Origin of the sequence: Thermostichus vulcanus str. 'Rupite', assembly GCF_022848905.1 — a bacterium.
GTDB classification, from domain to species: domain Bacteria; phylum Cyanobacteriota; class Cyanobacteriia; order Thermostichales; family Thermostichaceae; genus Thermostichus; species Thermostichus vulcanus_A.
In genome coordinates this window covers 1-12,771 of the sequence record NZ_JAFIRA010000065.1, presented here as the reverse complement: position 1 = coordinate 12,771, position 12,771 = coordinate 1, and the positions used below count along the sequence as shown (strand labels likewise).

Genomic DNA, 12,771 nt, shown 5'->3' with positions numbered 1-12,771 from the left:
GTTCACGGTTTTGAGTGGTATCTAAGCTTAGAACGCTGGCTCCCCCTTCATCTCTTCAATCTCCAAAACTACCGCACAGCAAGGCACCCAGCTATCTGTAAGCAGCTTTTGTCAGTCAATCAGGTTTCTCCAAAAAGATTAGTCTCTGAATGACTGTTGCCAGTTTGTTTTTCTGATTGTCGATATAGGTAGGTAACGTCATGGAGAACACCGTCCTTTCATATGTTGCACAGATATCTGCGCAGCTTCAGAAGCCCTTTTGCTTCGATCTGGCGCACCCGTTCGCGGCTGAGGCTGAGGAGACGACCGATCTCAGCTAAGCTGTGAGGCTCATTGCCCCCTAACCCAAAGCGCAGGATCAACACTTGCTGCTCCCTTTGGGTGGATAAAGAGAGCAGTTTTTGGACACTGGCCCGCAGATCCATTGCTTCCCAGATTTTGGCTGGGCTCTGGGACTGATCCTGGAGACTCTCCAGCAGAGAAGCCTCCTCATGGGTAAAGAGAGGAGCATCCAAAAACCCTGTCCCCCGGCTCCAATCCAGCATCTGACGGATCTCATCAGGTGAAAGGTTGGAGGCTAAAGCCAACTCCTCAACGGTAGGAGTCCGGCCCAGATTCTGAGACAACTGATGAGCCACTTTCTTCAAAGCCCGGATCTTTTCCCACACATGATTGGGGAGCCGGATCAGATGACTCTGATTATCCAAAGCTCGCCTGATGGCCTGTCGGATCCACCAAGTGGCATAGGTGGACAAGCGCGTTCCCCTGGCATAGTCAAACTTCTTAATTGCTCGGATCAGACCCAGGTTGCCTTCCTGGATCAGGTCTAGTAGATCCAATCCCTGCCCCTGATATTGCTTGGCAATAGAAGCAACCAGGCGCAGGTTATGGGTGATCAGCTTCTTCTGAGCCTGCACAGCCCGATGAGTACCCGCAAATACGGTCATCTGGCGAAATAGGGTGATCTCCTCGGCCTGAGTCAGGAGCGGATAGCGCCCTATCTTGCGCAGGTAGGATCCCAGGCTATCTTGCAGATCCTGGTGTGCAACCCGCCCAGCTTCTTTCTGCTGACTGGCTGCATACTTGGCCATTTGATGCTGGCGCTTCTGGTTGGCCGGCAGCGACTCACCCCGCAAGCCCAGATTACGGATCCAGTTGAGCTCCTGATAGGAGGGATCCTGGCAATTGATCTGGAAGCTATAGACGCTTTTGGCCCCAACACTGCTGGTCACATGCAGGCTGCGATAGTCATCGACTGTGGCCAGTAAAATATAGGATTCTGGACGCTGAGCCAGCCGCCTCGCCAACCTGTGCATCAGCACTCCCAACCCCATCGATCCGGGGTTTACCTCAAACAACAGCACCACCTGACGGGAGTACCCCTGATGGTACTCAACCAGGACATAGGCAGCCCGCAGTCTCTCTGATAGCTGAGCAGGCAGCTCTAACACCGCCACATCCAGCGGTTGGGCAATCAGGGCGTACCCCAGGGATCCAAACAGATGGGCCACCTCGCTGGCAGTTTTAATCGATTGAAGGTCTTGCAGCTCCAGTTGAGTCGCCATAGCCCCGCTCCCGTTGTCTGGAGCCACTCTAAGCGGGATCCCCTGCTAAATCCTGACAACAAAAAGTATTGAGGAATTTCAGTCAAAATCTTGAGAACTATTGCCAGACAGAGATTCCAGTCGTTTATAGGAGAAGTCGAAGAATACTTTCTTTCATGAGCTTTTCGGTTCAAGATCGGCTAAGGGATCCCGGTAGAGCGCTGAGATTGCCAACCCTGTGGTTTGAATCATGTTTCGTAGAGGCTCTGGACTGATCACCAACACCTCTCCCCCAAAACCCAGGATCCAGCGCTTCAGATCCACATCCTCCAACGACCAGAGGGGCAAAACCACCTTAAGCCGGTGAGGAAACCGGCGATCTCCGGTGGGAGGCAAGTTGAAAAGAGACTGGGGCCGTGAGGATCCCGAAATACGGGGGGACATGTGCTGGTACTTAAAGCGACGGGTACCTTCACTAACAAAGGGAAAGATCCGATCGCTAAACCAGAGTTCTAGGGTGAACTGTGCTTTTTGGCGTTCTTCAGGATAACGGCTGAGGATCTGTCTTTGCAGATGCGGATCATTGCCCAGAAAGATCCCGGCACTGACATCATAGAGTTTGTGCAGACGCTCCAGGGCCGCTAACTGTTCTTTGCGAGAGCGCTTTGCACCCTGGCGCTGATGGAGAAAGAGCCGATCCATCCGCTCAAATCGCATCAAGCCCTGCTTCTCCCCACCGTGGTATTCGCAGCCCAAGTACCAGGCGATCTGATGAAACACCAGTTGCAGGGGCCAGAGGCGAAAGATCCCAGGCACTTCTCCAGGAAAGGTGGCTCCTGGAAGACGCTTGACTTCCAGCAGCTCTCCGTGCTCCATCGCTTCCTCGACCACCTGTAAGCCCCGACGATCCGCCAGGGTGCCAGAGGGAGTCAGGGAAGGATCCACGATGGACTGATTACCCAGTTGGCGAACAGGATAAAGCTCAGACGTATCGATGCGACTGAGGCGCATACGCTGCTCCACCATCTCGTAGACCGCCTGTTCCCAGGGGTTCTCCAGGGTAGGACTGCTCACTTGTAAGAGCCGATAGATCTGTTTGAGTTCGTGGCGACTGAAGATGCCGGAGTGGGTAAAGTACCCCCGTTTCATCGGGAACGGAGGCAAGATCTGATAGGGTTTCAAGATCTTTTCGATATCCTTACGGATGGCATCCCTGTTTTGACCTTGCACCCAGCCCTGCTGCTGAAGTGCCTCGCATAAACTCTCCAGACTGCCCAGTTCGGGGTCAAAGAGAAAGGGTTGGGTCAAAATCAGTCGGATGGTGTAGAACAAGCGACTGAAGCTCTCCCAATCCGAATATGGGTGAGTGGCAAAAGCCTTGGCACTTGAAGGTTCTGGATAGACTAAGGGTTGATCCTGCTCCCCTGCACTCAACAGACCCCCCTGCTTGAGCCAGGCGAGATCCTGAGTGAGTAAATCGGGATTGGCATAAATGGATCCCTTTTCCGCGGCGATGCGGTGAGTTATCTCCTCCAGAGTGCTGCCAGGATGGTGGATCAGAATGGAAAGAAGATGGAGCAACCGCTCAAAATCAAGCAACCGAGAGTACCCGTGGAGAGTGACATGTTGGGTCGCGTTCTGACGGTTAATCAAGGAGCGAGGAATGCCTTTGAGGTTGGTGAGAATCTGTGGTTGACTGGGCAGGGATCCCGATAGATCCAGGGTTAGTACATCCAGAAACCCCTCAGCGGGAACGGGTGGAAAGTGTTTCAAGGACAGAGCCATCGCATCGATTACGGAGTCCGGCACTTGCCTTGACCGTTGTTCATTTCTTTGCTTGCAGACATCAATAGGAGTGGTGAGATGCCATCCGATCCAGTCCAGGGTGGGGAGCTTTTGCAGCAGATCCAATCGCCAGGCTCGGTGAGCGTTGGTGGCGTCATAAATAATCGAGAGTCCTTGCTGAACGGCTTGGTTGGCTTGATTTAGGACTTGTGCTTCAATGTCAGGCCAGTGCCCCTGAATGGTGGGATCCCCGTAGAGGTCTTGGCGAATAGCATCGGTGGAGATGATCTGACAACCCGTCAGGGACTCAGCCAAGCAAGCAGCCAAAGTTGACTTGCCACTTCCTGGAAGCCCGACCAGGATGTGACTAAAACGAGCAAGATTGGAAGCCATAATACAAGAGTCACTTAGTGTGTGCGCATATCCAGAAGGAGCTTCTCTTCAACCCACTTCCTCAAATCGCTGTACAGGTAAAGATCAGAGCCTGTAATGAAACGCTGTTTATGGATATTACGTAATTTCAAGAGAGAAGAATCAAGAATTTGACTCAAAACCTGTAGAATATCCTGAAAGCGGCAAGACCCTTCTTTTTCTGCCTGCTCGTTAAGCTCTGAGATTCGCCTGCTAGAAAATCCCCGACTGTCGTGAATCATTTCGTTGCGCCTGTGGATCCAAAATTCCAAGTTCTTAATTTGACTTAGAAGGAGAGATAGGGAGTTATCCTCTTGAACTTCACCTTTTCCTGTATTTTTGCGAATGGCAAGAAGTATAGCCAGAAAATGAACTTTGCTAGCACGGTAAACAATCTTTGCATACTTTCCATTCCTGTCATAATCCAGAGAGTCTAATAGGCTAAGCTGATCATCAGGCAATAGACCCTTGATTTCCTGAATCTCAACTCGGGATCCGACAGGAGCTGATTTTAGATATCTATTACCGCCAAGCTTTTTGATAGTCTCATCAAGAATCTCCTCACAGCACGAAGACATTCTGGAGAGAAAATGGGAGACTTGTTGATTGTGAGCAAATATCTTGCAGTGAGTATATAAATTGAGTAGAGTACTATACTCTTCAACAGCTTGTTTAATGTCAGCATCCAAATCTGATGTCGGATCCAAGTTCATCTCTTGGATGGACTTCTTAGCAGCATCCACATCCAGATTCATAAGTGAGTCTGCCACTTGCAATCCATTGATGACAGAAGTAACAATCTTTCGACTAGAACTCAGTTGTGATCGACTTAAAATGCCTTGTTCTATTTGGAACGATAAAATCGATTGCCAATCCTTGAGAACCTTACAGGCTCCTGCAAAGTCGTAGCGTTCCAGCAATTGCTTGACAACCCGATATTTTTGTGTTCTCTGATATTGCCAGTAGGACGTGAGATCACAGGTGGAAGGCTGTCCATGCAAGACATTCTGCTTAGAAAGAACTGGATCGATGAAAAGTAGCTTAGGAATATCAGCAGTAATCGACTGTAGGCGGAGCGCTGTTTGCATCTGTTGTGTTCCACCTTTGATACTCACAAGAACAGTCTCGTCAGGATCTATCTGCTCGACAAAAAACTGATAGTAGACGTTCAGCAGTTGATCTGCTTTGACTGGGGATACATCCTGAGGAATCATTCTTCTTAAGAGAATAATCTCTTCTCCTAGCTCAACTTCAGCCCATGTCTTAAGAATCTCAAACAGAAAGCAGGTATCTTGATCGTGTTGGGAAGGTTGATCGGTGACAAAGATATTAACCTTTTTTACAGAGAACCGATGAATTGCAGTATTGAGAACACCCCATATCCTGCCCGGCCTGATCCGACCATGCCAGTTGTCGGGATCCTGTCGGTATGCCGATAGAAGTTTCTCAGTCAGGCGACGAAAGCTATAGATCTTCTTACCATTATCTCTAGTTTTGTATTCCACCTCCAGCTCTTTACAAAGTTCATCTGCGATAAACTCATCACGGGTATTTCTTTCCCACAGTATTTTTTCATCACTCGTGAGTCCTGCATCAGTAGTATTTGGCTCATCTCGGTCAAAACCTATTGGCAGAAAGTAATCAAAGTCTTTGAGTTTTACAGCCAGGTCAGAAGTACCGATATTGGCGATTAGAACAGCCATAGTTTCTCACTCAGAATCAAAGTTAACTTTTTCGTAGATGTCTTTCATAGCCAGTTGGCACTGGATGGAGGGCAGCTCAATCAGGGCTTCAGGATCGGTGATGTCTACCAAGATCCACTCTCGCCGACTTTGTTTGCGGTAATGCTCGATTGCTGGAGTTGATTGAGCCACAACCAGATACTCTTGCAAAGACGAAAGTTGGCGGTAGCGGCTGAATTTCTCTCCTCGGTCATAAGATGCAGTAGAAGGCGACAACACCTCTATCAGCAGGGTGGGATTCAGTAGGGTATCCAGCTCACCGTCGAGGAATTGGGGATCCTCACAGACCACGACAATATCAGGGTAGGTGTAGAACTCTGCTTCATCCACGGCCACCCGCATATCCCCCATATAGATCTCACAGGGTCTGGAGCGGAGCTGACTATGGAGACTGGCAGCAATATTGAGAGAGATCAGGTTGTGTTGACGGCTAGCCCCGGTCATGGCCACGACATCACCATCAATGTATTCGCTCTTGATCTCAGCTTGCCGCTCTTGAGCAAGATATTCGTGAGGAGAGATTTTTGGGTAAGGGTGGGCAATCATGTCTTGTTCTCCAGGATCCAGTTGCGTAGGGTGCGTTCAGCTTGGATTTCATCCTCCCTTGCCTCAGTCAAGAATTGGTAGAGTTTGCTCTTGGGAAAGCCAGGGAAGCTAGGGCTGATCTCTACCTCCTGATAGCCTTGTGAGGTGAGTTGATAGATCTGCAACTCCTCACCGTTGAATTGCCAGAATTCAGGGATCCCCATGGCAGCGTAGAGTGCCAGCTTATTGATATCACTGTGAGTAATGTCAACTTCCACCACCAGATCAGGAGGAGGATCCTGGGTAAGATCGACAGTGCGGCCTTTCACCTTGGGTTGGTTTTGTAAGTAGTAGGCATTGTCAGGTTCTGCTCCACGATCCAGGTTGGGATAGTCCAAGGTCGTGGATCCCATGGTCTTGATTCGCCCAATCCATGTAGTTGCCAGGATGCGCACCAAGAGATCAATCATCCTGACCAAGAATTCATGCTCTTCGAGGGGCATGGTGATCTCCAGAGTGCCTCGGTCAAAGATCAAACGAGAGGATCGGTGTTCGCTCAAGGCTTGTAGGATCTGCTGGTAGCGATCCCAGGTGAGGTGATGGAAGATCACTCTCTGTTCGGGGAGATGTTGGCGAGTGGGAGTTGTGAGCATAGCGGGTTTCCTCTGCGTTGAGATTGCTCCGGTAGGGTCATTTTGGCAAAGCTGTTCAAGTTTTTAGGCCAAAAAGATGAAGGCTGCCTTCCAGACTAGATAGGTCATCCAGAAATTGAGAACGCACATGCTGACTACTCGCTTGGACACCTCCCATAAATAGGCAGACCACTTCCTGGCACTGGGTATCAGCTTGTTTATGCCTGATTTTGTGCCTCCTAATGCTTACCCAGGAACAATGGGCGTTACCCTGTGCAGCGTTTCCGCCAAGATCAGGGTTGCGCTTGTAGTTTCTGGTTTGGTCGCTTCGGTAAACCAGCTCCATTCCATCTCCTCGGGTACTCGCCACATCATTGGGATCCACCCATTTTGAGTCTGAACTGTCATCTGAACTTTCGATCGGATCCTGATCAGGGCCTGGGACAGCGAAAACAGCACAACTACTTGGCGAGAATGCCTCATAGTTAGGATTCTGGGATCCCGTTAATAATCGCTCAGGCCAAAGCTGCTCAACCTTTTGGTACCATCCCTGGTACAGTTCATCCCATTTTGCTGGATCAAGGGATATACCAACTTTTTTGAATTCACCCTTGATTTTGATATCCAGCGTTAGGTGACTCCCACGGGATGCAGGAATGGGATCTCCTCCTCTTCTTTCCATCATGAAGAGGTGTAGAGGTCTGCGCCAACCCCGGCCTACTCCGCCTGTCATCACCGCTACTCGGATGATTGGCAAGAGGATGCCCATAAAGATCTCTTTGGGAGCCTCAACTCTGAGTTCACCCTTCCATGAGTAGAAGAGTGGAGAATTTCTCGATCTACTTCCCCATGGATCTCCCTGGATCATTTCCAGTCGCACGCAGCCTTTGTGAGACTCAGGCTCCAGAGTTCCAAAAAGCTCCCCTACAGTCTTCAGAGCATTTTCTCTCGTCATGACCCCTAGGAAGAAGCGCAAGGCCCAGGAGCGTAGCCATCCCCGCCAGTGGGAAGGCCGGAGTTCTAGAGTCCTCATGTCTGGGCCTGCATTGCCCTGGCTAGAGAGAGTGAATCTCAAGAGGCTTTCTGACACCCCTTCGGCGAATTGCCTGGATCCAAATCCAGGAACCAGGATCCGCCCATACCCCGAGGCAGTGCGGCTACCTACCCCCAAGACTTTTAGAGCTTGTTGAACCCAGGACCATACTTCATTCACTTCCTCCTCAGTTGCCCCAGGAATTCCCTGAATAGCTACGAGGAATGGGATGGGATCCCGTCCATCGCCTAGTGTATAGAGAGATAAAGGAGTACCCTGACCTTCATGAAATACCTGGAAGTTTTGCTGAGGATTGACGATATCTAGGCTTAAGGGTGTGGGTTCTAAAGGCCAGGCATCGAGAAATTGTATCTTGCCTGCTGAGATAGTACTTCCCTTCTGAACGCCCAAGAGCTCTTCCATTCTGGCTATGCGTTCAGGTCGTTGTTTTGCCCAAGCCCGGACAATTCCTCTGATAGAGGATCCAGGAATATACCCATTGAGGGGTAGCTTAGGCAGAAGATCCCAGTTATCGCCAACATTGCGCTTATCCTCCGGACGACCTCTTTCTGGAACCCATGGGCCAGCAGGCTCTCCAGCGGAGACTAATGTCTCAACATCGGGGTGGGGATAGGATCCGACTTTGGCTCGCCAGCGCAAGGTAAAAGTTCCCTGTCGAAAAAGGTTTGTTGATCGCTTTTGATGCTGTTGAGCCAATAGCTCAATTAGACGAGGGCCTGTGTACATTGCTTACTCCTGATAGGCTCGTGCCCAGAAATTCCAGTGATTCGCGAGGTTCAATGCCCTTCGCCATAGCGCAAGATATTCAGTGGGGCTTTCAGTAGCTTTCTCTTGGATGATTCTCATTAATTCTCTAGGGGGTAGCTTGTCCTGCTCACTCACTAGTTGACCGAGCAAGACAGTCCATACGGGTACGGTACGCTCACGAACTTTGCCTGCCTGCTGGTTAGACTGATTGACATACCCTGCTGCTGACAACAGCCCAAACACGCGCAAATGTTGGGATAGACGGAGAACTGCTGTGAGGTCATCCTGAGTGAGCTTCTCAGAGCCTTGAGATTGCATATAGCTCTGGATGTGTTGATGGGCCAGTAGGCTCATGTGTTCTGGACGAACCAGGGACGCATTCTTGGCTGTTGAGGTAGGCTGGTTGCTTACTGGGTTCAGAAGTGGTGAATTTCCCTGCTTAGTTTGAGGATTGGGAGGAGTTGGTCTGGGATACCCTTGGTTTTTGTACTTAGACATTAGTTGACTCCTGTAGCGGTTTTAAGAGTGTTCTTAATTACTGGGGCTTCGATTTTGGATACCCATCCCTGTACCCAACCCCGCCCGACATTGGCCTGTCCTCCCACTTGGAACAGACCTTGGAGTACATCAAGTAATTTTTTATGTTCATGCGTGAGATCTTGTTGATTGGGAAGGGGGCTGTATCCCCAAGCAAAATAAAGGATAGTGTCACGAGGGATACACACATCTGTCCAGAAAACCTCTGCTGATCCTGCTTGGTTTGCTCCTTCGCTATCCTCCTGAATCTTGTTACGGATCTGAGTCCAGAGGGAGTGTTCCATTAGGATCTGGAAATCTGCATCAGGAAGAATGATCCGATTCTTAGTCCAGGTTGACTTTGTATCCCCATCCAAAACCTCTGGCCACTCTCCACTCAGCTCAAAAGACTGATTTGAAGGTATCTCGCTCACCTCAACCTCAGCATCTGCAACGATGTATCGTCCCGGTCTGGTTCCGATTGGATGGTCAGGAAAGGCTGGCAGGGATTTGCGAGATACCAGCGCATGATCTCGAAGTAGGGAATGACAGCTCACCCAACAGAAAACAGGCCCTCCCCCCTTCAAAGACATGGTGCGCATCGGCATCCATAGGAGACGTGCATCACCAAACCAGACCTGGTGAACTCCCATTTGACTATCTTTTTGGAGTTCCCGCCCAAACAGAGTATCGGCAATATCTGGATCTTGAAGCGTTACTTCATTTCGTAGGCTTCCTCGTAACGAAGAGCCGGGGACATAAGGAAAGTTGGTGTGAGCTTCACGAGCAATCTCCAGGATATTTCCCAGATCTCCCTCTCCGCCACAGTGGATAGGAGCAAGGCTGTAAAGATAGCCAACTCGAAAGTCAGGTTGAGTCATGTCATTTTCCCCACAAAAGTGTTCCGTAATTCAAAGATTCAAAGGTCTGAAACTGAGCACATGGGTTGCCCAGTAGCTGCCTGAGTGGCGGCGGCGGATCCTGTTTGAAGTGATACACCGTGCCAGCAGGAATGAAGGCCCGTTGGGGCAAGAGAGCAAAGTCGGCCTTCTCACTCTGCTCACTGTCCTGCTGCCGCCGCCGGATCGCCGAAATCCCACCCCAGAGCAAAGCCCGATCCGTGGCACATCCTGCCAAGTGAGGCTGCCACTGGGAAGGATAAGCCTGGTAGATCGGGGCTGCCTCCTCAGCCTGGGCCAAACCCGGAGTGAGCAGATAGGCAACCGATCCTGTCCTTTCCCGGAACCGATCCCAATCGATGCCGGGATCCCAGTTTTCAAGAGGTGCAACCAGCGCTCGATGCCCCTCTCCCCCCAAACGAACGGTCGTGGACGGGATCCGGGTACTAATGGCAGCAGCCAGTCGCCACCCAGGACGCAGACGGATCGCTACCTCAGTGAAGTAACCTGCCTCATCTTTCACCTGGCGGGTGTCGGGCTGGATATCGATGTGAGGCAGCACCTGGGTATCCCAGGGATCCCCCTGAAAATCAGAGGACTGGGGAAGCTGTCCTTCCAGATAAGCACTCAACGCTGAGGCTCGGATCCAGGGCTGTGGGCGGCCCTTAATGTACTCTCCTTCCTCTAGGGGAGGGGGCACCAGAGGCGGAAGGTTCTGATCATCCCATTGAATATGTTTCCAATGATCCTCCTGGACGGGTTGCAACCGTTGGTACTTGTCCCCCTCAGCAAGTTCTTCTGGCGTGTCATCGATCTGAGCCGGATCAGCATTGGGATCGTAGTGCCCCATGGCCAGCAGATCCTTAGGAGTAGGCAACCAAAGGGTATTCTCTTGGTCTAAGAGGAATGGCCCCAGAAATCTGAGATGTCGTTCCTTTTTTGGAGTGTTTGGGGTATAGAGTAAGGCAGATCTCAGGGCTTGAAAGATCGTCGTAGGCATAGGCGGGAATAATCCCTTGGCCCAGGATCCTTCCCCAGGAGAGAACGGCTTGCTCTCGCGGAAGAGTAAGACATCGATAGGATCTAGTGCGTACCAGTGTAGGGTTGCAAGTTGGATTTCAGACATGAGAGTTACGTACCTTGTGGAAATAAATCTTTGACTTGAAAGGTAATTTCAGGCAAAGCTAGAGGGCCAAGTATGTCATGTTCTTTAGCCACCTGTACCTGCTGATAGGAATCCTCTAGAGGTTGTCTATAGATCGTGATCTCTTTAGTCTTGATATCAACCACCCAGTAGTCTTGAATTCTGGGCTTTGCATAAATAGGCATCTTAATTTTCTTGTCGATCTCAATACTAGAGTCTGCAACTTCGATCACAAGTAGAATATCTTCGGGATAGGGATGGTGTTCTATGTAGTCGAACATCGATCCTCTGACAATCGTAATATCGGGTTCAGGCTCGGATGCCTGCTCAGCCAGAGTAATCGGATCCTGAGTTATTAGATAATATCCCTCTCCTAACCTCTCTCTAAATTGCTCAGCTATCCAGCGACTAATGATGACATGACTAACTCCTTTGGGTGACCTATGTGAAACAATTCCTTCTAGCAATTCCACTCGATCGTCATGAGTCAACAGACCATTCTCGATCTTGTGATGGTAGTCCTCAACGCTCCATAGATGGATGTTTCGAAGTTTAACTTGGTCTTGAATTTGCATATCGACCTCTGGAAAAAATTGCAGTGATTTAAGACTGGATCCATTGATCTCGCTGTCTTTTCTTATCCACCCAGAATGCAGAGAATCTCAGAAGATTACCCAAATCTGCAGGGGTGGTGCCAAGCGGTGTAGATTCTTGAGAAGGAGGTTGTTTCAGAACCCACTTCTCCCAGTCATTCAACCAACTCACCAAGGGATCCAGAATCTCTTTTTTCAGCTCTTCAGAGCGATCCCGTCGAGCCAAGATGGTGGTGGCCGCTAGTTGGAATAGCCGATTATGTTCGGAGACCACACAGCGTTGCGGTAACTCCTCCGCCAGACGGTGCAATACAGGCCCAAGATCCAAAGTGGGTCCCTGTTGTAACCAGCCCCACCACTTCTCCAGCAATTCACCCTTCATCAAGGCCTCCAGGGTATTGCCCGACTGGTAGATCACCCGAAAACAGAGACCATCTTTACAAGGGATCTTCTTGGCCCGATTCTTCTCAGCCTCCCAGAGATTTTCCAAGACCGTGGGCAGCGGGATCCCTTTGTTGGCGATCACCACCCCGATGCTCATGGTGGCGCCTTCGCCCATGGTAAAGAGTGGTCGATTGGGTAAGCCTGAAAGAGATTTATCCAGAGGCGGATGCCAAAACCCTCCTTCAGATCTGAACTCACCTTTGGGATCCGGTTTTCCACACCAGGCCGCTCGCAGAGAGAGGAGATACTCAGGCAAATCCTCTAGAGGAAGCAAAGCCATGACATCATCCCCACCGCTGTAAACCACCCGACCACAGAAGCGTTTCTCGGTAAGGTAGGGAACCAGGCGATTGGAGAAATCCAACAATGCCCGATTAAGGCCCACATGGGTAGCCGGCCCCATGCGCTTTTTGACATGCTTCAAAAGCTCTTCCCATTCAGGGCCCTTCTTCTTCAACTGATCAGCAACATCTTCAGGCAGGTAGTTTTCATAAAAATGGAGCCGGGATCCATTGACATACTTACCCATACTGTCTCCATCCGCCAGCACGATCACCCACCAGTCAGAAGGACTGCCCCCCGTCAAACCCACCTGTTGATGAGCCTGATCCCTGGTTGACTGACAAAACTAATCGGTGACATAGCAGTACGTGTGTATTTTGAATTCGATTCGATAGGTACGCTGGTCATGCTGCTTCCGAGACGCCATGGTTGGTTCAGGATCGCGGTTACAGG

General features: G+C 50.3%; 11 protein-coding genes and 1 pseudogene. All 12 read right to left on the bottom strand.

Features of this window, described 5'->3' with window-relative positions; translation table 11 throughout:
- Window positions 1-218: 218 nt before the first annotated feature.
- Window positions 219-1,565 (bottom strand): sigma-70 family RNA polymerase sigma factor, encoded by a 1,347-nt coding sequence (locus JX360_RS16195; RefSeq protein WP_244353007.1) that lies wholly within the window; start codon window positions 1,563-1,565, stop codon window positions 219-221.
- Between the two features lie 153 nt (window positions 1,566-1,718).
- Window positions 1,719-3,722, bottom strand: coding sequence for an AAA family ATPase (locus JX360_RS16190; protein WP_279611573.1), 2,004 nt, complete (start codon window positions 3,720-3,722; stop codon window positions 1,719-1,721).
- Between the two features lie 14 nt (window positions 3,723-3,736).
- Complete coding sequence (locus JX360_RS16185) at window positions 3,737-5,443, bottom strand: hypothetical protein (RefSeq protein ID WP_244353003.1); 1,707 nt, start codon at window positions 5,441-5,443, stop codon at window positions 3,737-3,739.
- 6 nt (window positions 5,444-5,449) lie between these two features.
- Window positions 5,450-6,028, bottom strand: a complete 579-nt coding sequence (locus tag JX360_RS16180) for a Uma2 family endonuclease (protein WP_244353001.1) — start codon at window positions 6,026-6,028, stop codon at window positions 5,450-5,452.
- A complete protein-coding gene (locus tag JX360_RS16175; protein WP_244352999.1) occupies window positions 6,025-6,660 on the bottom strand; it encodes a Uma2 family endonuclease in 636 nt (211 codons plus the stop codon). Before JX360_RS16175 ends, JX360_RS16180 begins: the two co-directional genes overlap by 4 nt.
- Before the next feature lie 55 nt (window positions 6,661-6,715).
- A complete protein-coding gene (locus tag JX360_RS16170; RefSeq protein WP_244353021.1) occupies window positions 6,716-7,408 on the bottom strand; it encodes a hypothetical protein in 693 nt (230 codons plus the stop codon).
- A gap of 372 nt (window positions 7,409-7,780) precedes the next feature.
- Window positions 7,781-8,419: pseudogene (locus tag JX360_RS18105) on the bottom strand (RAMP superfamily CRISPR-associated protein); the annotation flags it as partial.
- A 3-nt stretch (window positions 8,420-8,422) separates the two neighbouring features.
- On the bottom strand, window positions 8,423-8,938 hold the full coding sequence (locus tag JX360_RS16160; RefSeq protein ID WP_244352997.1) for a hypothetical protein: 516 nt from the start codon (window positions 8,936-8,938) through the stop codon (window positions 8,423-8,425).
- Window positions 8,938-9,837, bottom strand: a complete 900-nt coding sequence (locus JX360_RS16155; RefSeq protein ID WP_244352995.1) for an RAMP superfamily CRISPR-associated protein — start codon at window positions 9,835-9,837, stop codon at window positions 8,938-8,940. The genes JX360_RS16160 and JX360_RS16155 overlap by 1 nt, the downstream gene beginning before the upstream one ends.
- Window position 9,838: 1 nt before the next feature.
- Window positions 9,839-10,981: a type III-B CRISPR module-associated Cmr3 family protein gene (locus JX360_RS16150; RefSeq protein WP_244352993.1), complete on the bottom strand. Its 1,143-nt coding sequence runs from the start codon at window positions 10,979-10,981 to the stop codon at window positions 9,839-9,841.
- 5 nt (window positions 10,982-10,986) lie between these two features.
- Window positions 10,987-11,574 carry a Uma2 family endonuclease gene (locus JX360_RS16145; RefSeq protein WP_244352991.1) on the bottom strand — a complete coding sequence of 196 codons (588 nt, stop codon included), beginning with the start codon at window positions 11,572-11,574 and terminating at the stop codon, window positions 10,987-10,989.
- 28 nt (window positions 11,575-11,602) lie between these two features.
- A complete protein-coding gene (gene cas10, locus JX360_RS16140) occupies window positions 11,603-12,628 on the bottom strand; it encodes a type III-B CRISPR-associated protein Cas10/Cmr2 (protein WP_244352989.1) in 1,026 nt (341 codons plus the stop codon).
- Window positions 12,629-12,771: the final 143 nt, after the last annotated feature.

Bases quoted from the DNA above. Each gene is read 5' to 3' on its own strand.
- JX360_RS16195 (WP_244353007.1), bottom strand. From the start codon at position 1,565: ATGGCGACTCAACTGGAGCTGCAAGACCTTCAATCGATTAAAACTGCC.
- JX360_RS16190 (WP_279611573.1), bottom strand. From the start codon at position 3,722: ATGGCTTCCAATCTTGCTCGTTTTAGTCACATCCTGGTCGGGCTTCCA.
- JX360_RS16185 (WP_244353003.1), bottom strand. From the start codon at position 5,443: ATGGCTGTTCTAATCGCCAATATCGGTACTTCTGACCTGGCTGTAAAA.
- JX360_RS16180 (WP_244353001.1), bottom strand. From the start codon at position 6,028: ATGATTGCCCACCCTTACCCAAAAATCTCTCCTCACGAATATCTTGCT.
- JX360_RS16175 (WP_244352999.1), bottom strand. From the start codon at position 6,660: ATGCTCACAACTCCCACTCGCCAACATCTCCCCGAACAGAGAGTGATC.
- JX360_RS16170 (WP_244353021.1), bottom strand. From the start codon at position 7,408: ATGGGCATCCTCTTGCCAATCATCCGAGTAGCGGTGATGACAGGCGGA.
- JX360_RS16160 (WP_244352997.1), bottom strand. From the start codon at position 8,938: ATGTCTAAGTACAAAAACCAAGGGTATCCCAGACCAACTCCTCCCAAT.
- JX360_RS16155 (WP_244352995.1), bottom strand. From the start codon at position 9,837: ATGACTCAACCTGACTTTCGAGTTGGCTATCTTTACAGCCTTGCTCCT.
- JX360_RS16150 (WP_244352993.1), bottom strand. From the start codon at position 10,981: ATGTCTGAAATCCAACTTGCAACCCTACACTGGTACGCACTAGATCCT.
- JX360_RS16145 (WP_244352991.1), bottom strand. From the start codon at position 11,574: ATGCAAATTCAAGACCAAGTTAAACTTCGAAACATCCATCTATGGAGC.